This is a genomic window from Alteromonas nitratireducens (assembly GCF_040812025.1).
GTDB classification, from domain to species: Bacteria; Pseudomonadota; Gammaproteobacteria; order Enterobacterales; family Alteromonadaceae; genus Alteromonas; species Alteromonas nitratireducens.
Map to the genome: position 1 here is coordinate 40060 of NZ_JBFNPK010000006.1, position 23607 is coordinate 63666.

A 23607-nucleotide genomic window follows, 5' to 3' on the forward strand; every position below is an offset into this window, starting at 1 on the left:
CGGAAAAAACATGATAACAAGTGTGTTTTCTTAACTGCCTGAAAACACACTTGCTCAAATTTGTTATTCGGTGGGTTTGGTTAATCCAAATCCAGCGGTTCAGGAGACAGGATCACGCCGGTACTGTCGGCATACAGGTGATCTTCAGGCAGAAAAGTCACGCCACCGAAATTCACCGGCACATCCACATCGCCGATACTTTCGCTTTCTGCATTTACCGGAATAGAGGCCACTGCCAGAATACCGATATCCATGTCGGCCAGCGCGTCGACTTCACGCACACTGCCATAACAGACAATCCCTTCCCAGTCGTTGTCGATAGCCATTTGCGCGGATGACGCGTCGATCAGCGCACGGCGGGTTGAACCGCCGCCGTCAATCAGCAGCACCTTACCTTCGCCAGGCTGCGCCAGCACACGGTCAATCAGCCCACGGTCTTCGAAACATTTGACCGTGGTAATTTCACCGCCAAACGAATATCGACCGCCATAACTGTCAAAAATGGGGTCCACGACATCAACGCTGTCTGCAAACAAGTCGCATAATTCAGAAGTGTTGTAATCCATTGTCATGCCTTATTGGTAAGTGTGTGTTGACGTGCCGGCGTGTGCCGGTAGCTGTTTCTTAGCATAGCATTAATTGACTGAATGCAAACGGTTAAATCCTGCCGCTGCGATAAGTCACTGTCAGCCGGCAAACCCAGCCCGCTGGCGATTGTCACAAACCTTTCTTTTTTCTGTCACGAACCGATCACAGTGCTTACCTATTCTGCTCACAATCTAACCAGGTGAGGGTACGCCATGAAGTCCTTGACCGACTACGATACAGAGTTGTTTCACCGGCTGTACGGGCTGACCCGTGAACGCGACTGCCGGGCCGTGATTTGGTTGTCAAAGACCGGCGACGGCTACCTGTACTTCCTGATTGGCGTGTTGCTCTGGGCATTTGAACCACAGCACGGTGAATTGTTTTTGTATACCGCCCTGATGGCCTACGCACTGGAACTGCCCCTGTATGTTGCGCTCAAAAAATGGTTTCGTCGTCCTCGCCCCTGCGACTTTATTGCCCACCTTAAAGCGCATGTAACGCCGTCGGACAAATTCTCGCTGCCTTCAGGCCACACTGCTGCTGCCTGCCTGATGGCCGACATGGTGGCGCACTATTACCCGCCCTTTGCTGTGGTGGCCTACAGCTGGGCAGCACTGATCGGTCTGTCGCGCATACTGCTTGGGGTGCATTACCCCACAGATGTCATCGCAGGCATGGCACTGGGACTCACGATTTCTTCACTTAGCATTACATTACTGGGATAACATGAAGATACTGTATGGCGTTCAGGGTACAGGGAATGGTCACATCACCCGTGCCAGGGTAATGGCAGAAGCGTTTGCAAAGCGCGACGATGTGGATGTGGATTTTGTTTTTTCCGGCCGTCCTGCCGACAAATATTTCGACATGGACGTGTTTGGTCGCTATCGCACCTATACCGGACTGAGTTTTGTTACCAGTCATGGCCGGGTTGACCGCATCAAAACGCTGCGTCAGGCGAAAGCTGGTCAGTTTATCCGCGATGTCAGGGCCTTTGATGTCTCATCCTATGACCTGCTGATCAATGATTTTGAACCTCTCACCGCCTGGGCGGCAAAGCGTGCCGGCCTGCCATCAATTTCTATCAGTCACCAGGCTGCGTTTACGTACAATGTCCCGCGTGCCGGTGAAACCCTGACCGATAAACTTATCATGCGGTTTTTCGCCCCTACCGACATTAAGCTTGGCGTGCACTGGTATCACTTTAACCAGCCCATTGTGCCGCCGTTTATTGAGGATACTCCCACGCCACACTGCGAGAACCGGCATGTGCTGGTTTACCTGCCGTTTGAAGATACCAGTGAGATCAGGCTGATGCTGGAGCCCTTAAGCGATCAGCATTTTATCTGCTTCCATCCCGACGTCAGCGTTGCCCATAGCACCGGCCATATTCAGTGGCAGCCGACTGCCAAAGCGGCCTTTCACCATGCGTTGCAGCATTGCAGTGGCGTGATCGCCAATGCGGGCTTTGAACTGTCCAGCGAGGCGCTGCAACTGGGTAAAAAACTGCTTATTAAACCGCTGCTTGGTCAGTTCGAGCAACTGTCGAATGTAATGACGCTGGATAAACTGGGGCTGTGTCAGACGCTGTTCGTTCTGGATACCGACACGGTGGAAGAATGGCTGGCTACCGGCCAGACCGAAGCGGTTGAGTTTCCGCGTCAGCCTGATGTACTGATTGACTGGCTGATCCAGGGTGACTGGCGCAACACCCAACCCCTGTGCGACGCACTCTGGAAACAGGTAAAGTTTGGTTCGCAAACCCGCGAAAAACTAATGTCTCTTGCAATTTGAGATGGCAATGCCATGATAGCGGCATTTGGGGATCTCCTGCGGGGACATTGTGTTTAATCGACGTATTTTGCTTATTGTTCTGACACTGCTGACCACTGCGTGCGGCTATCGCGGCGCGTTGTATCTGCCTGAAGAGGCACCTGACAATCAGGCCACGTCTTCCGGGGCTGATCCCGTCCCCTCCACGCCGGCAAATGAGCAACAATAATGGACCACTTTGAATACCGTCACGGCGACCTGTTTGCCGAAGACTGTGCCGTCAGCGACCTCGCGGCGCAATATGACACCCCACTTTATGTGTATTCGCGTGCCACACTGACCCGTCACTGGCATGCCTTTGATGATGCGGTTGGTGAGCACCCACATCTCATCTGTTACGCGGTAAAAGCGAATTCTAACATTGGCGTACTGAGCGTACTGGCTAAACTGGGCTCGGGATTTGATATCGTCTCCGGCGGCGAACTGGCGCGCGTCATTGAGGCAGGCGGCGACCCAAGAAAAGTGGTGTTCTCCGGGGTTGCCAAAACCCCCGAAGAAATTCGTTTTGCGCTGGAATCCGACATTCTGTGTTTTAACGTGGAATCTGAAGCCGAGCTGCACCGCATCAACGCCGTTGCCGAAGAGGTGGGAAAGCCAGCGCCAATTTCCCTGCGCATTAACCCTGACGTGGATGCGCAGACGCACCCGTATATTTCGACGGGCCTCAAAGCCAACAAGTTTGGTATTCCGTGGGAGCGTGCGATTGCGACCTATGAACTGGCGGCCAGTCTTCCCCACTTACGGGTTACCGGCATGGATTGTCATATCGGTTCACAGCTGACCAGCGTCACGCCATTTGTGGATGCACTGGATCGCCTGCTTGACCTGGTAGATGCCCTGCACGCGAAAGGCATTACGATTTCACACCTTGATGTTGGTGGCGGACTGGGTGTGACCTACAACGAAGAGTCGCCGCCACATCCTCGCGATTATGCTGCCGCGATGGCCGAACGTATGCAGGGGCGCGAATCCCTGACACTGATCCTGGAACCCGGCCGGGCGATTGCTGCTAATGCGGGCATTCTTGTCACCAGGGTCGAGTTTATTAAAGAAGGTGAGGAAAAGCATTTTGCGATTGTTGACGCGGCCATGAACGACCTGTTGCGTCCTGCTCTTTATTCGGCCTGGCAAAAAATTATTGAGGTCAGTGCCACCTCCGACGCATCGTCTCAGGTTTATGATGTGGTGGGGCCGGTCTGCGAAACCGGTGACTTTCTTGGTAAGGACCGGGTACTGACAATTGCCCCCGGCGACTTGCTGGCGGTACGCAGCGCCGGTGCATACGGATTTACCATGGCATCAAACTACAACAGTCGCTGCCGGCCCGCCGAAGTCATGGTAGACGGTGAGCGTGCAATCCTGGTGCGGGAACGAGAAAAACAAAAAGATCTCTGGAAAGGTGAGCATAAAGTTACGTAAACTAGCTTACAGATAACGATAAGATGCGCTGTTGATGCAAGTTCAGTTTTCAAAAATGCATGGTCTGGGCAATGACTTCATGGTCATTGATAACGTGACCCAGAATGTATTTTTCTCCAAAGAAAAGATACAACAGCTGGCAGATCGTAATTTTGGTGTCGGTTTTGACCAGTTACTCATGGTTGAGCCTCCCTACGATCCGGACCAGGACTTTCACTACCGCATCTTCAATGCGGACGGGTCAGAAGTGTCTCAGTGTGGCAATGGCGCCCGCTGTTTTGCGCGCTTCGTCAAACATAAAGGCCTGATTAACCGCAACAAGATTATAGTCAGCACCAAAGCCGGTAAAATGGTGTTGTATCTGGAAAAGGACGGCCAGGTTACGGTGAATATGGGCAAGCCAAATTTCGAACCGGCCGCCATTCCCCTGAAAGCCAACAAGCAGGAAAATACGTACATCATTCGCGCTAACGACCACACGCTGTTTTGCGGTGCGGTTTCCATGGGCAACCCCCATTGTGTGATGGAAGTGGACAATGTTGACAGCGCCCCGGTTGAAGAGATTGGCCCGCTGCTGGAGCGACATGAACGGTTTCCCGAGGGCGTGAATGTCGGGTTTATGCAGATCCTGTCTGACACCCATATTCGTCTGAGGGTATTTGAGCGCGGCGCGGGAGAAACGCTGGCCTGTGGCAGTGGTGCCTGCGCGGCCGTTGCAATCGGCCAGATTCAGGGTAAATTAGGACAGGATGTCAGGGTAGATTTACCCGGCGGCAGCTTGAGGATAAGATGGCCCGGACCGGACAGCGTACTGAAAATGACGGGGCCGGCCGAGCATATCTATGACGGACAAATAACTTTATGAGTGAAGTATCAGGGCAAACCACCGTGCCGTTAGCACCCGTGGATGACGACAATACCATCAGCGTACGTGAGGTCAGGCAGTTTTTGCAGGCCAATCCGACGTTTCTTGCTGACAACCCTGATTTACTTGAAATCCTTGAGGTTCCTCACGGCCCGCAGGGCAGTATTTCTCTGGTTCAGATCCAGAGCGAGCAGTTGCGTAAAAAACTCCGTCACCTGAATTTTAAACTTAATCAGCTGATTGGCATTGCCAAGCAGAACGAAAAAATTTACCGGGTCTACACCGATCTGAACGTGCAGCTGTTGCGCTGCAAAAGTGTTGCTGAGGTGCAGTACACCCTCGAAGACGTGTTGCAGGAGCGCCTGTCGCTGTCGTCTGCTATCATCAAAAGCTTCAAGGGCCCGCACGCCGTTTCTGAACTGCAAAAGCGGTTGTTTACCGAAAAGCGTTTCCGCGACAGTACCTTTTTCTTTGGCCGCTTATCACAACATGAACGTCAGGTGCTGTTCGAGGATGCGCCGGCTGAGTCAGTGGCCCTGATCCTGCTGGGTGATGATAAAGATCTTGGGATCCTTGCTATCAGCAGCGACAACGCCAGTCACTTTACCCCCGACATGGATACCCTGTTGCTGAAACAACTGCAGCAGGTACTGAATATTATCCTGCCGCCGATGATGGGCTACTAACGCCATTGTGGACACATCAGACTCGCCTGTCTTAGCAGAAAAATGCCAGCAATGGCTCGACAGCTTCCTGCTGCACCTGCAGGTAGAGAGGGGCCTCTCTGACCACACCATCAATAACTATCGCCGCCAGCTTACCGACGTCGCCGCTCTGCTGGCGCTGGATGACTGGCTGTCAGTGACCCCCAACGATGTGAAGCGGGTCATGGCTTCAGCCAGACAAAGCGGCCTCAGCGCACGCTCGATTGCCCTGCGGTTGTCTGCCATGCGTACCCTGTACAAGTTTCTGATTGCCCGTGGCGAGACCACCAGCAACCCGGTGGAAGGAGTACGTGCGCCCAAACAGGGCAAACCGCTGCCAAAGCAGTTGTCGGTGGATGATATGCAGCAACTGCTTAACGACGCTGAGTCAGACGAAGGCATTGTGCTAAGAGATACCGCCATGTTTGAACTGATGTATGGCTGTGGCCTGCGCCTGAGTGAGCTGACCGGACTGAACTTAAGTGACGTGCAGCGTGACGGCACTCTGCGGGTGATGGGTAAGGGCAGCAAACAGCGTATTCTGCCAATGGGCAGAAAAGCCTGGCAGGCACTGCAGGACTGGCTGAAAGTCAGGGCGCACTACGCCTCACCTTACGAGCCCGCGGTGTTTGTCAGCAAAAGGAAAACCCGTATCTCCAACCGACAGGTCGCCAACCGGCTTGATCAGATGGCCGCAGCGCATTTACCCCAGCAGAAAGTCAGTCCGCATAAACTGCGCCATTCCTTCGCTACGCACGTACTAGAGTCCAGTGGCGATTTGCGCGCCGTTCAGGAATTGCTGGGGCACGCCAATCTGTCCACCACACAGGTCTACACGCACCTGGACTTTCAGCATCTTGCAAAGGTGTATGACGCCGCCCATCCCAGGGCGAAAAAGAAGAAATCATAATCAGAGGTAGGCATGCGTTTTTATCGCCCGATAAAGCCCGTACGGGCCATGACGTTCGATCTGGATGACACCCTGTACAACAATGAACCTATTATTCGCCATGCCGATCAGGTGCTCAAAGCCCATCTCGAGCAACACTACCCCGCGGCCGCACAACTCACCCTTAAGCAATGGCGTGATATCAAACGCACCCTGATTGCTGAAACCCCGGCGCTGGCGTCAGACATGGGCGAACTGCGTCTGCGGTCGCTGCGCGTGGCGCTGAAAGACGATATCAGCGGGGATTTGCTGCATCGCGCGGCGCGCGAGTGCTTTGAGGTGTTTTATCATGCCCGCAGTGATTTTCAGGTCAGCAACGAGGTTCACCAGACGCTGTCGGCATTGTCCTCGTCCATACCGCTGATAGGCATCACCAACGGGAATGTTAATGCCCGGCAAATTGGCATTGCGCCCTACTTCACCCATATCCTGCATGCCAGTCTGGCGCGTCCGATGAAACCCCACCGGGCGATGTTTGACGAAGCGGCCGCGCTGGCCGGGCGCGCACCCGGGAGCATTCTGCATGTTGGTGATAATCTTATTAAAGATATCCATGGCGCAATGCAGGCTGGTTACCAGTCTGCCTGGTATGCCTGTAACCGCACCATGAACTTGTCACGCGAACCGGCACGAGAGCTGCCTCACCTCGCGCTCGATGCATTAGAAGAACTGACCTGGCTTATTTAGCCGAGTAAGGGGTGTTGTCTTCCAGGAAGTTCTGTTTCATCGAGTCACACGGACGCTGACAACAGGGACGCCCCACTACCTTGGCAGGTACACCCACCACCGTAACGTGTGCAGGGACATCATTCAGCACCACACTACCGGCGCCCACTTTAGAGCCCTCGCCAATTTCGATATTGCCAAGAATCTTGGCCCCTGCGCCTACCAGCACCCCCTGACGAACCTTCGGATGACGGTCGCCAGACTCATTACCGGTTCCGCCCAGCGTAACACTTTGCAGAATAGACACGTTATCTTCGACCACGGCGGTTTCGCCCACCACAATGCCGGTAGCATGGTCAAACATCACGCCCTTACCAATTTTTGCTGCCGGATGAATATCGACACCAAACATTTCTGAATTCCGGCTTTGCAGGAACAGGGCCAGCTGATGACGCCCCTTATTCCACAAATAATGCGCCATCCGGTGCACCTGAATGGCATGAAACCCTTTGAAATAGAGCAGCGGCGTCAGATACTCATTAACCGCCGCATCGCGCGCGTACACCGCCTCAATATCGGCAACAGCGGATTCACTGATTGACGGCTCAAGCAAATAGGCCTCGTCGAAGACTTCACGAATGGCGAGTGCCGGCATTACATCGTCAGCCAGCTTGTTTGACAGAATAAAGCTCAGGCTGGATTCAAAATTATGGTGGGTCAGAATGCAGGCATGGATAAAACTGGCCAACAGCGGTTCATTGTGTGCTACAGACTGAGCTTCGCTTTTCAGCGACTGCCAGAAGTCGATAGTGGGAGAAACGGCATGCATCATGATTGTCCTGTCAGGGTTGTGAATAGAAAACGTGATGGCGGATAACGCCGGCCCTTTACGCCTGTGGCGCAGTGTAACATGTTGCGGGTGGGAATGCTGATGCTTGCGTCCCGCTGAACGTGCGTGGTCTTGATACTGTCGCAAACGTTATCAGGTTTACCCGGCAGGGCATTTGTTATCGCCTGCCTGCGATAAAAAGCCCGCAGAAACCATGCCAACCCTGTATAAATGCACAGCCAACTGGCATAATAGAGCCTTTTAAAGAATCAACGACAGGTAATGGTGTTATGGATGTATCGCGACTGCTTGACGACCTTAACGACAGACAACGTGAGGCGGTAGCCGCGCCACAGTCAAATATGCTGGTACTGGCCGGTGCAGGCAGTGGCAAAACCCGCGTACTGGTGCATCGCATCGCATGGCTGATGGAAGTCGACAACATCGCGCCGTTTTCTATTCTGGCGGTAACCTTCACCAACAAAGCCGCACGCGAGATGCGCGGCCGTATTGAGTCACTCATGGGTCGCGGCCTGCACACCATGTGGATTGGCACCTTTCATGGGCTGGCGCACCGTCTGCTGCGTGCCCATCACGAAGAAGCCGGCCTGCCGGAAAATTTCCAGATCCTCGATTCGGACGACCAGTACCGGCTTATCCGTCGCATCCTGAAAGCCATGAACCTGGATGAGAAGCACTGGCCACCCCGCCAGTGTCAGTGGTACATCAACGGTAACAAAGACGAGGGCCTGCGCCCACAGCACATTGAAACCCACGGTGACGCCACGCAACAAAAAATGCGTGAAATCTATGCCGCTTACCAGGACGCCTGCGATCGTTCCGGGCTGGTCGACTTCGCCGAACTGCTGTTGCGTGCCCACGAGCTCTGGGCGAAAAACCCGGAGGTGCTCAGCCACTATCAGCGTCGCTTCCGTGCGGTGCTGGTTGACGAATTTCAGGACACCAATAACATTCAGTACGCCTGGCTGCGCATGCTGTGTGCCGGTAACGACAACTCCATCATGATTGTCGGTGACGATGACCAGTCTATCTATGGCTGGCGTGGTGCGAACGTCGACAATATTCATCATTTTCTTAAAGACTTCGGTGACACCACCACCATCCGACTGGAACAGAATTACCGCTCCACGGCCACCATCCTGAACGCCGCCAATGCGGTTATTGACAATAACCATGGCCGGCTGGGCAAAGAGTTGTGGACTGAGGGAAGTCAGGGTGAGCCGATTTCGGTATATGCGGGGTTTAACGAGCTCGATGAGGCACGGTTTATCGTGTCACAAATCAAATCATGGATGAATAAAGGTAATGCTCTGGCTGACACCGCCATTTTGTACCGAAACAACGCGCAGTCACGGGTACTGGAAGAGGCCCTCCTGCATGAAGGGCTGGCCTATCGCATCTATGGTGGTCTGCGGTTCTTCGAACGTCAGGAAATCAAAGACGCGCTGGGCTATCTGCGTATGGTCAATCATCCGCATGATGATGCCGCGTTTGAGCGTGTGGTAAATACCCCCAGCCGCGGTATTGGCGAAAAAACATTATCTGAGATTCGCCAGACCGCCCGCGCGCATAACTGTTCTATGTGGCAGGCCGCGCAACTGCTGATCAGCGAAGGTGCCCTGAAAGGCCGCGCCCTGAATGCCATCAAAAGTTTTTGCCTGCTGATCACCGAACTGAAAGAGAAAATTGTCGATCAACCTTTAGACAGTCAGGCCGATATCACCATCAGGGAATCGGGACTGTACGCTATGTATCAGGCAGAACGCGGTGAGAAAGCACAGGCCCGTCTGGAAAACCTGGAAGAACTGGTCACCGCCTGTAAGCAGTTCATTGTGCCTGAGGAAGCCGATGAAATGACGCCGCTGGCAGCATTTCTGGCTCATGCGTCGCTGGAGGCCGGCGAAACCCAGGCTGACTCCGATCAGGATGCGGTGCAAATGATGACCATTCATACTGCCAAGGGTCTGGAATTCCCGCTGGTGATCATGGCAGGCGTTGAGGAAGGTATGTTCCCGAACCCCATGACCAATGATGAGCCTGGTCGCATGGAAGAAGAGCGACGTCTTTGCTACGTTGGTATGACACGTGCGATGGAAAAGCTGATTATGACCTATGCTGAAAGCAGACGGGTTTATGGTCAGGATAAGTACCATACGGCATCACGGTTTATTCGGGAAATTCCGTCTGAGTATGTTGAAGAGGTTCGCCTGAATGCTACGGTGTCGCGTCCGGTGCACAACCGTTTCAGCCGCCAGGCTTCACATGAAGCGTTTGAGGACAGCGGGTTTCAGCTTGGGCAGCGGGTTGTCCACCGTAAGTTCGGTGAAGGCATCGTGCTCAACTATGAAGGGTCTGGTGACCACGCACGCGTGCAGGTCAACTTTGATGAATTTGGCAGTAAATGGCTGGTTCTGGCTTACGCAAAACTGGAGCATGCGTAAGCGGTAATAACACACGTAGGACACACTAACATTAAGGGGTCTGGCACCTTGCAAGAGCATGTTCTGGTTATCGAAAGCAGTGAAGCCAGCCTGAGACGGGTTTCGCGCCTGGTGCATAAAGCCGGTCTGACACCGGTAGGCGCTGACTCACTGACCCAGGCCAGACAGTTGTTTGAGCATGCCCTGCCAGAATCATTTCTGTGTGCCATTGTGACTTACGCGCTACCCGATGCGCCACACGGCGAGGCCATCGACTTTACCATCAACGCCTTTCTGCCCACGATTGCGGTCACCGATGACATCCGCCCGGACACCCGCAGCGCGGTGCTGTCACGCCCGGTCATCGACTACGTGCCAAAAGAAAATGCCCAGAACTACGACTACCTGTTCCGGTTACTGCACCGTCTGCAAAAAAATAAACATACCGGCGTGATGGTGGTATCGGCCAATCGCAGTCAGCGCGCAGAGATGTCGTCACTGTTACTGCGTCATAACTTCGTGGTTTATGAGGCAAGCAACGCCAAAGACGCCCTGGCTGTGCTGGCAGACCACCCCCATGTCAGACTGGTCATCACATCAAGCCAGTTGCCCGACACCTCCGGCAGCCAGTTTGTCGCTTCACTTCGCAAGGCCTTTTCTAAAGAGCAGTTAGGTATTATTGGCATTGCCGATAACAACAGTTCGCTGATGTCGGCGCATTTCATCAAGAGTGGCGCTAATGACTTTTTACGCGCGCCCTACTGTGTGGAAGAGGCGCTGTGTCGCATTATGCAGAACGTGGAATACATGGAAAGTGTCGAGGCCATACGTCGCGCCGCTAACACCGACTACCTGACCGGTCTGCCCAACCGGCGTCACTTTTTCTACTCGGTTAACCTCGGCTATCAGACGCTGCCTGCAACCCACGCCCTGGCGCTGCTTGATCTCGACTTTTTCAAACAGATCAACGATACCCATGGTCATGACGCCGGTGATGCGGTACTGAAAGCCATTGCCCGACACATTAAGTCGCAGTTTGCGGATGTGATTTTCGCACGCTTTGGCGGTGAGGAATTTTGTCTCTACTTCCCGAATATCCCGCGTGACGTGGTGATGCAGCGGTTAGAAGCGTTCCGCCAGAAAGTGGAGAAAACCCCGGTAAAATACCGCAAACAGCAGATCCCGGTCACCACGTCCATCGGCGTCAGTTTTACGCCCTCGCAGAAAATTGAGGACCTGCTGAAAGACGCCGATCTGCATTTGTATGAGGCTAAGCACCGCGGACGTAATCAGATATGCTGCGGCGAGCCACTCACTCTGAAGTAACCCTACACCATCTGCTTACGCAGACGTCGCTGGCGATGGTAATCACGCAGTGAATCCAGGCTGAACAATACCAGTGCGGTCCAGACAAAGCCAAAGGTCATCAGGCGCGCTTCCTCGAGAGGTTCGCCATACAGAAATACGGCCAGCAAAAACATGATGGATGGCCCGATATACTGGAAGAAGCCAAGGGTCGAATACATGATACGCCGGGCGGCAGCGGTGAAGCAGAGCAGCGGTGCCGTTGTCACAACACCAGCCGCGACCAGCAACAGGTTCAGCGTCACCGGGTTAGTCAGCATATTGCTGTGGACCGAACCAAAGCACCACCAGTAAGCCAGCGCGGCCGGCAGCATCATCAGGGTTTCAATAAACAGACCGGGCATGGAGTCAACCGCCACCTGCTTACGCAGCAGACCGTATACGCTGAAGCTGCCAGCCAGCACCAGCGCAATCCACGGCAGGTAACCATAGGAAAACACCAGTACCGCGACACCGATAATGGCCAGGCCTACCGCCATTCGCTGCAACGGTCTGAGCCGTTCACCTAAAAACAAGCGTCCAAGAAACACATTGAGCAGCGGGTTGATGTAGTAACCCAAACTGGCATCAAGCAGATGATCGGTGTTAATGGCCCAGATGAACAAAAGCCAGTTGGCGGCCAGTAAGATACCTGCAAAAAATAAGGTTTTCATGACCTTAGCGGATTTTACGGCAGCCACAACCTTGTGTTTTTGCCCCATCACCGCAATCAGCACAACAAGAATGAGGGCCGACCAGACAATACGATGCACCAGTATTTCAGCCGCCGGCATCACCGCAAGCTGCTTGAAATACATAGGCGCAAATCCCCACATGGTGTAGGCAGCAATAGCACAAATTACGCCCACTCTGGCGGCATTATTCTGGGTTGTCTCGCTCAAGGACTCGGTGCTCCTGTAAACAGTCAGTAAGGTCAGCGCCTGCCGGCACGCGCCGTGCCGGAAAAGCGCGTAAGTCTACAATAAAAACAGGGTGCCAAGCCCCAGAAAAGCGACAAATCCCACAACGTCTGTGACCGTTGTCAGGATCACGGAGCCGGACAGCGCCGGGTCAATTTTCAGTTTGTCGAGGATCACGGGCAGGAAAACCCCGGCAAAGGCAGCTGCCACGATGTTGACCAGAATGGCAAGGCAAATCACCAGTCCCAACAACGCGTCGGTGAACCAGAAATACGCCACAATGCCAATAACCAGTGCCCAGATTAGTCCGTTCACGCCGCCGACTTTCAGCTCTTTTACCATCAGCGCCCGAAAGTTCGCACTGGTGACCTGACCGAGCGCCAGACCGCGTACAATCAGGGTCAGTGTCTGGCTGCCGGCGATTCCGCCCATACTGGCAACCACCGGCATCAGAACCGCCAGCGCAACAACCTGCTGCAGCGTCGCTTCAAACAGCCCGATAAACCACGACGCCAGAAACGCCGTTAACAGATTAATGCCGAGCCAGACGGCACGATTACGTGCACTTTTCGCCACTGGCGAGAACAAGTCTTCGTCCTCGTCCATACCGGCCGACGCCATGACCTGGCGCTCATAGTTTTCATTAATCAGTTCGCTCGCCGAGGTAATATCCAGACGGCCTATCAGCTTGTTACTGTCATCCACTACCGGTAATGAAGACAACCCGGAGCGCTGCACCTGCAGTGACGCCGATGTGGAGTCATCCGTACCACGCAGCACACCGACATTTTCTTCCGTTAATTCAACCAGCGGCAGGTGTTCCGGTGCACTGAACAGGCGGGTCAGTCTGACCGCGGCAGAAAATTGTCCTGACCGGTTCACCAGAAAGATAGTATCGCAGTGCTGCGGTACTTTACGGCGAATCAGGCGCAGTCCCTCGCGCACTTTTGCGTTTAGCGGCAAGACCAGTAACTCATGACTCAGCCAGTGCCCGACCTGGTCATCATTGAACGCGGTCGCCTCACGGAAGTAATCCTGCTGCTGTGCGTCCAGCTCGGCATAGGCGAGGTCAACCAGACGATTAGGCAGCGAGTCGAGCAGCTCAAGCAGGTCTTCCGCTTCAATATCTGAAAAAATCGCAGCCCATTCATGATCACCGGTGTTATCAATCAGGATTTCACGCGGATCACTCCGCATTTCCACCAGCAAATCAAGCTTGCGGTCACGGGGGATCCCTTCCCATACCGCCAGACGACGTTCAACCGGCAACGATTCCAGCAGGGTAGCAACGTACACGTCATCCTGACCGGCCAGCGCAGTAACAATAGCGGCAGGATCGTCCATCTGACTTTCAGAGACAAATTCTTCGATAAGATCCGGTAGTGGCTCGGCCATACGTCCCCCAGTAATTGCGCGGTAATGCGTGTCATTATCCCAGCATAATGCACATGGTGACAAACCGGATCGTCGGTTTTTTCCCCGCAGACTCAGTTATTTCCTGTTTTTTAGCCCAGTTTTACACCTCACCCCGTGAAGCGCAGGCAAAAATTACGTAAAATCCCCACGATGACGATTTCAACGGTTTCTCCCACTGCCGCGCCCGACGCTACTTCCTCAGCAAGGACACCGCTGTCTGTGCTGTCTGATGTGTTTGGTTATAAAACCTTCCGTGACGGTCAGGAAGCCGTCATCAATGGTGTCTGCGAAGGTCGCGATGCGCTGGTGCTGTTGCCAACCGGCGGCGGCAAATCGCTGTGCTACCAAATCCCTGCGCTGATCCGCGACGGTACCGGCATTGTGGTATCGCCCCTGATCTCGCTGATGCAGGATCAGGTCGAACAACTGCACGCCCTGGGTATTCGTGCCGCCTACCTGAATTCGAGTATGGAAGCCGACGACCAGGCCCGCACACTGGATGCCCTGCGCTCCGGCCAGCTTGATTTACTGTATGTATCGCCTGAGCGCCTGCTTCAGTTCAGCTTCCTGCAAACCCTGCAGCAATGCGACATTGCCCTGTTTGCCATTGATGAGGCGCACTGTGTGTCGCACTGGGGCCATGATTTTCGTCAGGAATACCGCATGCTGGGCCGGCTGAAAGCCGACTTTCCTGCGATCCCGGTCATTGGTCTTACGGCAACCGCCGATACCGCCACGCAAAGTGACATCCTTGTTCAGTTACAGCTACAGGATCCGCTCATCTACAAGGGCAGTTTCGACCGCCCCAATATCCGCTATCGGGTAATGTCAAAATACAAAGCGTTTGACCAGATTGTGGAATACGTAAAGCAACAGGACGGCAGTGGCATTATCTATTGTAACAGCCGCGCGAAAGTGGATGACCTGAGTGCACGACTCTATCGCCAGGGCATACGCTGCGCAGCGTATCATGCCGGTAAGGACAGCGATGAACGCGAGTTTGTCCAGCGTCAGTTCCTCAATGACAAAGTCGACGTGGTGGTGGCTACCGTGGCATTTGGCATGGGTATCAACAAGTCCAATGTCCGCTTTGTGGTGCATCATGATGTGCCGCGCAGCGTCGAATCCTATTACCAGGAAACCGGGCGTGCCGGGCGCGATGGTCTCGACGCCGAGGCCTTACTGCTGTTTGACGAAAAAGATGCTGCCCGCGTCAGGCAATGGATTGAACAGGGTGACGTGGAAGCGCGCAACCAGGTTGAGCTGCAAAAGTTTGCGGCCATGGAAGCCTTTGCCGAAGCCCAGACCTGCCGCCGCCAGGTACTACTAAACTATTTTTCCCAGTTCAGCGACAGCGCGTGTGGCAACTGCGATATTTGTCTGGATCCACCGAAAATGGTGGACGGACTGACCACCGCCCAGATGGTGTTGTCCTGCATACTCCGTCTGGAACAACAGGCCGGGACACAGTATGTAATTGACGTGCTGCGTGGCAAACAGTTACGCCGGCTGCAGGAGGCCGGACATCATGAACTGTCGACTTACGGCATAGGTAAAGACAAAACCGACAGCTACTGGCACAACATTATCAATCAGCTTATCCACAAGGGACTGATTCGGGTAGACATTACCGCGAATGCAGCACTGCGCCTGACCGAAGCCGCGCGCCCCGTCCTCAAAGGGGAAACCGCGCTCTCGCTGGCAGTGCCCAGACTTGAATTTAAACCCACCCGCAAAGGCAAGCAGGCGCCGGCAAACTACGACAAAACGTTGTTTGTGCGTCTTAAACATTTGCGTAAGGTGCTGGCAGAAGAAAACGGCGTGCCGCCTTATGTGGTATTCAGCGACGCTACCCTTGTAGACATGGCATCCCGTCTGCCCACCGACACCGCCGCCATGTTGGATGTCAGCGGTGTCGGCCAGACTAAACTGGCCCGCTACGGCGAGCCGTTTATGCAGCTGATTGATGATTACGTGAATCGCACCGACATTCCGGTGTGATCACGCGTAACTGTAATCGCCGGCTTTCTCAAGCGCGCGCTGGTAGGCTGGTCTTGCGTGGATGCGTGACACGTAGCCCTTAATCGCGCTGAAGGTATCTCCCCGCCCACGCGCCACCAGTGATTCCAGTGGGAAAATCATTTGCACATCCGCACCGGTGGGGCCGTTACCGGCAAACCATTCATGTTCTGCGAGGTACGCTTCAACGTAGCGCAGGCTGCGTTCAAGGTTAGGGCCATAGTACGCATCCAGGATCCCATCAATCAGTCTGTGCGTGATAGGTTTAATGAAAAGAGGCTTTGATGCTTTTTCGCGGGCCTTTTCCAGTACCAGCCGCGCCACCATTGGCGGCATCAGTGACCCTTCGGCAAAATGCATCCAGAACAAATATTGCTGATGGTCTTCTGGTGATGTGGGCGTGGTGAAGCTGTCTTTTGCATAATGGGTAATCAGATACTCAACAATGGCGCCGGATTCTGCGATGGCGCCGTTGTCGGTCGTCAGCACCGGCGACCTGCCAAGCGGATGAACGGCTTTGAGTGCTGCCGGGGCCAGATTGGTTTTGGCATCACGCTGATATTTTTCGAGCTGATAATCTACGCCGAGTTCTTCCAGAAGCCACAGGATACGCTGTGAGCGGGAATCGTTAAGATGATGAAGTGTGAGCATAGTCCCTCTGATAGTGTCTTTGTTGTAATTGTTGTTTTGGCCAATGGCACGGCGCACACCGCACGGTTACTTTAATGCCTACCCTACACACGGGGTTCAGGATTAAAACCTAAATAAAATTTAATCTTTTTTCTGCATGCACGAACGCGATGTGGCAGACCGGGCAGGTATGTTACCCTGTCGGCATGTTGATCATCGCGCCGGTCTGAATTGTGGAACTGTCTCGTCGTTTTGCCACGTCGCTCCCTGAGCTTGGTAGTCAGGTAACCCCAACTTTACTTAAAAATCAAAATCTTGTGATGGTAAACCATGATCACGCCAGAGAACTGAGGTGCCCTGACGACTGGTGGCAAAATAATGGCATTACGCAGTTGTTAGGCGATCCGGACTCTGTCCTTTCTGGTGGTGCGATGGCGCAAAAATACGGCGGCCATCAGTTTGGTTACTGGAATCCGGATCTTGGTGATGGACGGGGTCTGCTACTCGGCGAGGCACAGCATCAGGACGGCACATACCACGACCTGCATCTGAAGGGCGCCGGACAAACGCCTTACTCGCGGTTTGCTGATGGCCGGGCGGTGCTGCGGTCAACCTTACGCGAATACATCGGTAGTGAAGCCATGCATGCGCTGGGCGTGCCGTCTTCCCGGTCACTGTGCCTGTTTACCAGCGACGAGACAGTGCTGCGCGAGCAGCCTGAGTCTGGCGCGATGATGATCCGGACTGCCCCCAGTCACATTCGCTTCGGACACTTTGAATACTTTTTCCATGCCAAAGCACCACAGAAGCTGAACGCACTGATGACCTATACCCTGGAGCACCATTTTCCGGAATGTCTGAGCGCAGCAAATCCACCGGCCGCGCTGCTTAACGCCATTACGCTGCGCACCGCCCGCCTGATAGCCCTGTGGCAGAGTCTGGGGTTTGTCCACGGGGTCATGAATACCGACAACATGTCTGTGCATGGCATTACCTTTGATTACGGTCCGTATGCCTTCATGGACGCCTTCAATGCGTCGGCAGTATTTAACCACTCAGATGAACAGGGCCGTTATGCGTTCGACCAGCAGCCCGGGGTTGCACTGTGGAATCTGAACATGCTGGCATACGCGTTTACCGACCACTGCAGTGTTGATGAAATTAAAGCGGCGCTGTCACAGTTCGAGCCGGTCTTTCTCCAGCAGTATGGCCACCTGATGCGACGCAGGCTGGGGCTGAATGACACTCCGCAAAGTCAGGCACTGATTGACCGCTGGCTTTCGATGTTGTCATCTCAGCAGCGTGATTACACCCACAGTTTCAGGTTGCTGGCACGCAGCGATCTGACTGACACCACGTCGTTTGTCCGCGATCACTTTCTCGACCGCGACGCGTTTGATGCCTGGTGGCATGACTATCGTGCGCTGCGGCTTGACAGCGATGTACCACAGTCGGCACTGCTGACCACGAATCCGGCCGTGATCCCGCGGACCCACCTGCTTGCCGATGCGATAGCGCAGGCCGAAACAGGCGATTTTGTGCTGGCCGACACACTGTTTCGGGCAGTAACATCGCCGTATGACAGTCAGTGGGACGCGCATCCGTTTGCCGCTGTCCCCACCGGAACCCATGAGGTTAGCCTGTCATGCAGCAGTTAACCCTGACCACCTTTATCCAGGCGCTGAGTCTGGCTGATGACGTTGTGCTGATTGACTGGCCGCTGCCGGACAACATCGCGCACACCGATCTGTTTATTCGTCGTCTGTGTACCGTGACCAGTGCTACCTGTCAGAGTAGCGACTGGGGAGCCGATCGGTGTGCGGCGCGTTTGCAGTGCGGACCTTACCGGTTGCTGCTGAATATTGAGTGGCTGTGCGATGCCATGTGGCTATCGGCTGATGCCGGCGAGACCGCTACCGCCGGTGAGTTTTTTGATTATTTTCAGCACCTTGAAAGTTCACAAAATAACCAATAATCCGCTATGATAAGGGCTCAGGGATGGTCTTGACCTGCGCCGCATGCCTCAACGGTCAGGCTGTTTGAAAGACCGGTAGCATTATCAGGAGGGCAGCACACACGCTTATGCCTCAGAAACCAGGTTATTTCTCAAGGATGTTAAGAGCCTGCCTGCGCTGCCTGGCATGGGGTGCACTCATGTGCCTAATCAGCCTGCGCGCCGACGCTGGTCAGGTCATCATTGACGATGACTTTACGCAGCTCAATCTTCACCAGCTCAGCGACAGCGTCGAACTGGCCGCATCCGACAATTACCGGGACGCGCTGCGCGCTGTGCCGGGTACCCACCGGCATACGTTATTTGGTCAGCAAACGTCGTCAGGCCGCACCTGGCTTAAGACCGAAATTATTAATCAGGGAACCCGTCCCCGCTCACTGGTGCTGACACTCTATCGCCACTCAGTCACCGACATACAGGTGTTTTTTGTTGATAATGAACACCGGATCATCCGCTCTGCAACCTACCAGACACTGCGCGGTCAGTCGGTGACGGGCTGGCCCACACCGTATCTGCATTTTTCTGTCGATATCCCTGAGAGTGAGGCGATAACAGCGGTTGTCGGTATCGAGACAGAGGGGCCGAACAATTTCAGACCGGGACTGTGGGACGCACAGGCGTTCGATGCGCATGAGCGTCTTATGGTGACGGTGTTCGGTGTGCTGACCGGCATGCTGCTTATCGCGTTTGTGTATTTTCTGTTGTCTTATCTGCTGCAGCGCACGCCGGCACGTTTCTGGCTGGCAGTGGCATTCGGACTGACCTCACTGCTGGTATTTGTGTGTCAGGGTGGCCTCGCATTCTGGCCATCGCTGACCCCGGCAGCCAGCGCTGCGATTGCCACGTTACTGGCAACCATAGCCATGTCTCTGGCGAAAGTCGCACACAACCTGTTTAACCGCCTTCCGCTGCCCGTGCGGTTTATTAATCTGATCATGCCTGCGGTGCTGTTGCTGTTCAGCTTCTGGACATCATTATTTGATGCATCCCAGTTTATCTACCTGTTTACACCGGTTATTGGTGTTTATCAGGTGGTGATGGTGTTACTTCATCGCGACCGACGCCACCCCGAACTCAGTCAGGCATTTTCTGCCGGCTGGCTGTTTCTTTTTGCATTGTATGCCGTGGTACTCATTGAAGCACTAAACGGCCTGATTGTCACTGTGCCGGTCATGATCGTTATGACGTTAATCACCATGCTGGCGATGCTGTGTTTTGCGATGTCAGTTGAGGGCAAGGAGCGCTCCGTGAGTGTACAGCAGCTGATGGCCAGGGAAAAAACCATCAGTAACCTGCATCAGTTTTATGACTTGTTTCGCAACTCGGCAGAAGGACTGTACACGTCAACGCTCGAAGGCAGACTCAAGAGTGTGAATCCGGCAATGTGCTCCCTGTTTGGTTACGCCGATGAAAACACCATGCTTGCCAGTGTCAGCAACACGTCGGACTTCTATGCCGATGCCAGCGACCGCGAACTGCTGTTGGGTGAACTGCTCGAAAGCGGCCATGTGATGGGTCGTGAAATCAGGGGGCGTCGAGCGGACGGTACCGAGTTCTGGTTTTCTATTTCCTGCCAGTTGCGAAAAGACAGCAACGGCAGCTTTCTGTACGGCTCTATTTTTGACATTACCGAGCGCAAACGTACCAGCCTTAGCCTGGAGTTCCTGGCGACCCACGATTCACTGACCGGGATCTACAACCGCCGTGAGTTTGAGCGTCATTTTGCCGCGTCGATTGCGGATCCTGACGCCAGCTGCACCCTGCTTTTCCTCGATCTGGATCGCTTCAAGGTAGTCAATGATACCTGCGGACATAAAGCCGGTGATGCGCTGATAAAAGAAGTGGCCACGCTGCTTGAACAGACACTCGGCAATGCCGGGATGCTGGCGCGTCTCGGCGGTGACGAGTTTGGCGTGCTGTTTGTCAACCAGCCGGAAGAAACGGCATATCTGTGCGGCATCAAGCTGATGAACGCGATACAGGCATACCGCTTTGTCTGGGAGAAGAAAATTTTTACCCTCGGGGTCAGCATCGGCATGGTGGTGTGTAAGGAAATCAGTGACGATCCTGAGCAATGCCTGAGCATGGCTGACGCCGCCTGCTACTACGCCAAAGAGCAGGGCCGCAATCAGATTCACCGCTTCCGAAAAGATGATCAGGCGATGCTGCGGTATAAAAATGAGCTGGACTGGGTAACTGCCATCAACGAAGCGCTCGAGAATAACCGCTTTACCCTGTTTTATCAGCCCTACCGTACGCTGCGCCGAACTTCAGAGCAGGTTTACTATGAAATACTCCTGCGTATGCAGGATGCCGACGGCGAACTGTTAAGCCCGGACCGGTTTTTACCGGTCGCCGAGCGCTATAACCTGAGCGTGAAAGTAGATAAGTGGGTAATCGAGCATACCTTTCGCTGGCTGGCCACCCACCCCGATTACCTCGAAAAAACGGCGCGCGTAAGTATAAACCTGAGTGGACAGTCGCTGGCCGACCGCGAGCTGAAACTGCATGCGCTGAATATGTTTGAGCGTCACGCCATCCCCTACAGTAAAGTGTGTTTTGAGATAACCGAAAGTGTTGCCATCCTGAAAATGGAAAATACCGTGAATTTTATGCGCACCTTCACGCAACTGGGCTGCACATTTGCACTGGATGATTTTGGCAGCGGTTTTTCATCGTATAACTACCTGAAAAATCTGCCGGTAGCCTGTGTGAAAATTGACGGTACGTTTATTCGGGACATGCTGACCAGTACCGTCGATGCCGCCGTGGTTTCGTCGATTACCGACGTCGCCAGTGCCATGGGCATGGAAACCGTCGGGGAATATGTCGAGAGCGAAGCGATCATGACGGAACTCGGTAAAATCGGAGTGGATTACGCTCAGGGCTACGGTGTTGCCCGTCCCCGTCCGCTCAGCGACTTTTCCTGACCCGTTACCCCGCCTATGTGATTCACCTGCGAGCACTGCTATACTTACCCTCCGCAGGCTACTGCGGCGCGGTGGGAAAATGCTTGTTTTTTTCAGATCGATCCCCACCTAGTAGCTTCCTTCAGTGAGTACAGAAGTGTCATGACCATCAAGCAACCTAAATATGAATACGTAAGCTCAGCAAAGTTACCCACCCGTTGGGGAGATTTTCGCATTCATGGATTTGTTGAGTTTAACGGACAGGAGCATGTCGCCCTTTCGTATGGCGAATGGAAAGACGAGGATATCGTCCCAATCCGCATTCATTCTGAATGCCTGACTGGTGATGCACTGTTCAGTACCCGCTGCGACTGCGGCTTTCAGCTGGAGAGAGCGCTCCAGAACATTGTCGAGCATGGTTTTGGCGTATTGTTGTATCTGCGCCAGGAAGGGCGTGGCATTGGCCTGCTGAACAAGATCCGTGCTTACAATTTGCAGGACAGCGGCATGGATACCGTTGAAGCCAACGAACACCTTGGTTTTGATGCTGACCTTCGCAGTTATGATATCTGTAAACTGATGCTGGACACCCTGAAGGTGAAACGGGTGGAGCTGATGACCAATAACCCCAGAAAGCTCGACGCGATGAAACGCCTGGGCATTGAGGTTATCGCCAGAAAACCGATTGATCACGGCATCACCAAAGACAATAAACACTACCTGAAAACCAAAACCGAAAAACTGGGGCACGCCTTCGATCCGCACCTGCTGAAATAGCCAGGATGTTTTAGTCTTCGGTCAGACTTGGTTCAGGTTACGTTAACCTGGGCTCCGCTATAACGTTAATCATACGAAACAACACGCGCCTGGTGCGCGACGGAGTAAAGCGTATGAAAACTGTAATTAGCGGACTGATCATCAGCCTGGCGGCGGGAAGCTTTACCGTCCTGCCTGCCAGTGCCCTGTCCTCACCAAGCGCTCAGCTGGCCACTGTGCAGCCTGCGGCATTTTCTGATGCCGAACTGGATAGTTTGCTGGCGCCCGTAGCGCTGTATCCTGACTCGCTGCTTACCCACATTCTGATTGCCAGTACCTATCCACTGGACGTGGTATCGGCCAATCGCTGGCGTCAGGCTAACCCGCATCTGACCCCGCAACAGGTTGAGCTGGCACTGGATGATGTCAACTGGGATCCCAGCGTGCGCGCCATTGCGCCCTTCACCGACTTGCTGGCCACCATGGCCGACGACCTCGACTGGCTTGGCAGTCTCGGCGATGCCGTGGTTGCTGACCAGCGCCGAGTGCTCGACCACGTCCAGATGCTCAGGCAACAGGCTTATCAGCACGGCGAACTGCGTTCTAACAATTATGTGACGGTAGAACGTGAACGCGACGTGATTGTGATTGCACCGGCAACCCCGCAAATCGTTTATGTACCGTACTACAATGTGAATACGGTGTATGGGCACTGGCATCACCCGATACACCCGGTCTACTGGCGCGCCCCTGTGCGCTCACGGGTGTATGCCGGCTTTCACTGGGGATTCGGCGTAAACCTGTCTGCCGGTTTCTATTTTGGCGACATTTTCTGGCATGAACGCGCCGTGTTTGTTCGTCCTCGTCCGGTACGCTACTACCATTACCGGGAAGCCCGCCGGGTAGCATCCACGTCGTATCAGCGCTGGAATCATCGTCAGACGCGCCCTCGGGTTGTCAGCCACAGACATCGCAATCTTGCGGCGCCGCGGGCAGCAAATCCGTCCCGCTCTGTGGTGTCACGACACAACCGTGAACCTGCGGTGCGAAGCGTACCTGCCAGTGTTGCCAGGCATCAGCGCACCGAATATCGCCGGGTCAAAGACGTGAAACACGGCCGCCAGGTGACGCAGGCCCGTCCGGTCAAGCCGGTACAACATCTTCAGCCGGTGCGCGACAACGTTGCCCGGGCACCGGTGAAACAGCACAAAGCCCCTGCTCACAGTGCGCGCGTCAAAGCCCACAGTAAACCGGCTAACAAGCCGTCAAAACATGGCAGCGACGCCAGAATGGCGAAGCACTGAG

21 protein-coding genes are annotated in these 23607 nt (G+C 54.3%); 16 read left to right on the plus strand and 5 right to left on the minus strand.

Annotation, left to right across the window (positions count from 1 at the left end; genetic code table 11):
* Positions 1-80 precede the first annotated feature (80 nt).
* The gene (gene rraA, locus AB1N33_RS07230) at positions 81-566 is read right to left on the minus strand and encodes a ribonuclease E activity regulator RraA (protein ID WP_411270877.1); all 486 of its coding nucleotides are present in this window, start codon (positions 564-566) and stop codon (positions 81-83) included.
* 234 nt (positions 567-800) lie between these two features.
* Here rraA and AB1N33_RS07235 point away from each other — a divergent pair, with 234 nt between their 5' ends.
* The 8 genes from AB1N33_RS07235 to AB1N33_RS07270 are packed head-to-tail and all read left to right on the plus strand — an operon-like array spanning position 801 to position 7045.
* Complete coding sequence (locus AB1N33_RS07235; protein WP_411270878.1) at positions 801-1313, plus strand: phosphatase PAP2 family protein; 513 nt, start codon at positions 801-803, stop codon at positions 1311-1313.
* A gap of 1 nt (position 1314) precedes the next feature.
* Complete coding sequence (locus AB1N33_RS07240) at positions 1315-2382, plus strand: MJ1255/VC2487 family glycosyltransferase (protein ID WP_411270879.1); 1068 nt, start codon at positions 1315-1317, stop codon at positions 2380-2382.
* Positions 2383-2431: 49 nt separating this feature from the next.
* A complete protein-coding gene (gene lptM / locus AB1N33_RS07245) occupies positions 2432-2590 on the plus strand; it encodes an LPS translocon maturation chaperone LptM (RefSeq protein WP_411270880.1) in 159 nt (52 codons plus the stop codon).
* Positions 2590-3840 carry a diaminopimelate decarboxylase gene (gene lysA, locus AB1N33_RS07250; protein WP_411270881.1) on the plus strand — a complete coding sequence of 417 codons (1251 nt, stop codon included), beginning with the start codon at positions 2590-2592 and terminating at the stop codon, positions 3838-3840. Before lptM ends, lysA begins: the two co-directional genes overlap by 1 nt.
* Positions 3841-3874: 34 nt before the next feature.
* Positions 3875-4705: a diaminopimelate epimerase gene (dapF, locus tag AB1N33_RS07255; protein WP_411270882.1), complete on the plus strand. Its 831-nt coding sequence runs from the start codon at positions 3875-3877 to the stop codon at positions 4703-4705.
* Positions 4702-5391 carry a DUF484 family protein gene (locus AB1N33_RS07260; protein WP_411270883.1) on the plus strand — a complete coding sequence of 230 codons (690 nt, stop codon included), beginning with the start codon at positions 4702-4704 and terminating at the stop codon, positions 5389-5391. Before dapF ends, AB1N33_RS07260 begins: the two co-directional genes overlap by 4 nt.
* Before the next feature lie 7 nt (positions 5392-5398).
* The gene (gene xerC, locus AB1N33_RS07265) at positions 5399-6319 is read left to right on the plus strand and encodes a tyrosine recombinase XerC (RefSeq protein WP_411270884.1); all 921 of its coding nucleotides are present in this window, start codon (positions 5399-5401) and stop codon (positions 6317-6319) included.
* 12 nt (positions 6320-6331) lie between these two features.
* Positions 6332-7045 carry an HAD-IA family hydrolase gene (locus AB1N33_RS07270; RefSeq protein ID WP_411270885.1) on the plus strand — a complete coding sequence of 238 codons (714 nt, stop codon included), beginning with the start codon at positions 6332-6334 and terminating at the stop codon, positions 7043-7045.
* Here AB1N33_RS07270 and cysE read toward each other — a convergent pair.
* Complete coding sequence (gene cysE / locus AB1N33_RS07275; protein WP_411271015.1) at positions 7038-7853, minus strand: serine O-acetyltransferase; 816 nt, start codon at positions 7851-7853, stop codon at positions 7038-7040. The two genes, AB1N33_RS07270 and cysE, sit on opposite strands and share 8 nt — an antisense overlap.
* A 290-nt stretch (positions 7854-8143) precedes the next feature.
* Between cysE and uvrD the strand changes: the two genes are divergently transcribed.
* Positions 8144-10315 carry a DNA helicase II gene (uvrD, locus tag AB1N33_RS07280; protein WP_411270886.1) on the plus strand — a complete coding sequence of 724 codons (2172 nt, stop codon included), beginning with the start codon at positions 8144-8146 and terminating at the stop codon, positions 10313-10315.
* Between the two features lie 48 nt (positions 10316-10363).
* Positions 10364-11620 (plus strand): GGDEF domain-containing response regulator, encoded by a 1257-nt coding sequence (locus tag AB1N33_RS07285; protein ID WP_411270887.1) that lies wholly within the window; start codon positions 10364-10366, stop codon positions 11618-11620.
* A 2-nt stretch (positions 11621-11622) separates the two neighbouring features.
* On the opposite strand, the gene rarD is transcribed toward AB1N33_RS07285, so the two are convergent.
* Both rarD and AB1N33_RS07295 read right to left on the minus strand, forming a co-directional pair.
* On the minus strand, positions 11623-12540 hold the full coding sequence (gene rarD / locus AB1N33_RS07290) for an EamA family transporter RarD (RefSeq protein ID WP_411270888.1): 918 nt from the start codon (positions 12538-12540) through the stop codon (positions 11623-11625).
* Between the two features lie 75 nt (positions 12541-12615).
* Positions 12616-13953, minus strand: a complete 1338-nt coding sequence (locus AB1N33_RS07295; protein WP_411270889.1) for a magnesium transporter — start codon at positions 13951-13953, stop codon at positions 12616-12618.
* 171 nt (positions 13954-14124) lie between these two features.
* Between AB1N33_RS07295 and recQ the strand changes: the two genes are divergently transcribed.
* Positions 14125-15975, plus strand: coding sequence for a DNA helicase RecQ (recQ, locus tag AB1N33_RS07300; protein WP_411270890.1), 1851 nt, complete (start codon positions 14125-14127; stop codon positions 15973-15975).
* On the opposite strand, the gene AB1N33_RS07305 is transcribed toward recQ, so the two are convergent.
* Positions 15976-16644, minus strand: a complete 669-nt coding sequence (locus AB1N33_RS07305; protein ID WP_411270891.1) for a glutathione S-transferase family protein — start codon at positions 16642-16644, stop codon at positions 15976-15978.
* Positions 16645-16856: 212 nt separating this feature from the next.
* On the opposite strand from AB1N33_RS07305, the gene AB1N33_RS07310 reads away from it, so the two are divergent.
* The 5 genes from AB1N33_RS07310 to AB1N33_RS07330 all read left to right on the plus strand — a co-directional run bounded on the left by AB1N33_RS07310 (position 16857) and on the right by AB1N33_RS07330 (position 23606).
* Positions 16857-18281, plus strand: a complete 1425-nt coding sequence (locus AB1N33_RS07310) for a protein adenylyltransferase SelO (protein WP_411270892.1) — start codon at positions 16857-16859, stop codon at positions 18279-18281.
* Positions 18269-18598 (plus strand): DUF3630 family protein, encoded by a 330-nt coding sequence (locus AB1N33_RS07315; protein ID WP_411270893.1) that lies wholly within the window; start codon positions 18269-18271, stop codon positions 18596-18598. Before AB1N33_RS07310 ends, AB1N33_RS07315 begins: the two co-directional genes overlap by 13 nt.
* 179 nt (positions 18599-18777) lie before the next feature.
* A complete protein-coding gene (locus AB1N33_RS07320; protein ID WP_411270894.1) occupies positions 18778-21567 on the plus strand; it encodes a putative bifunctional diguanylate cyclase/phosphodiesterase in 2790 nt (929 codons plus the stop codon).
* A 141-nt stretch (positions 21568-21708) separates the two neighbouring features.
* Positions 21709-22323, plus strand: coding sequence for a GTP cyclohydrolase II (gene ribA / locus AB1N33_RS07325; RefSeq protein WP_411270895.1), 615 nt, complete (start codon positions 21709-21711; stop codon positions 22321-22323).
* Between the two features lie 113 nt (positions 22324-22436).
* Positions 22437-23606, plus strand: a complete 1170-nt coding sequence (locus AB1N33_RS07330) for a DUF3300 domain-containing protein (protein WP_411270896.1) — start codon at positions 22437-22439, stop codon at positions 23604-23606.
* Position 23607: the final 1 nt, after the last annotated feature.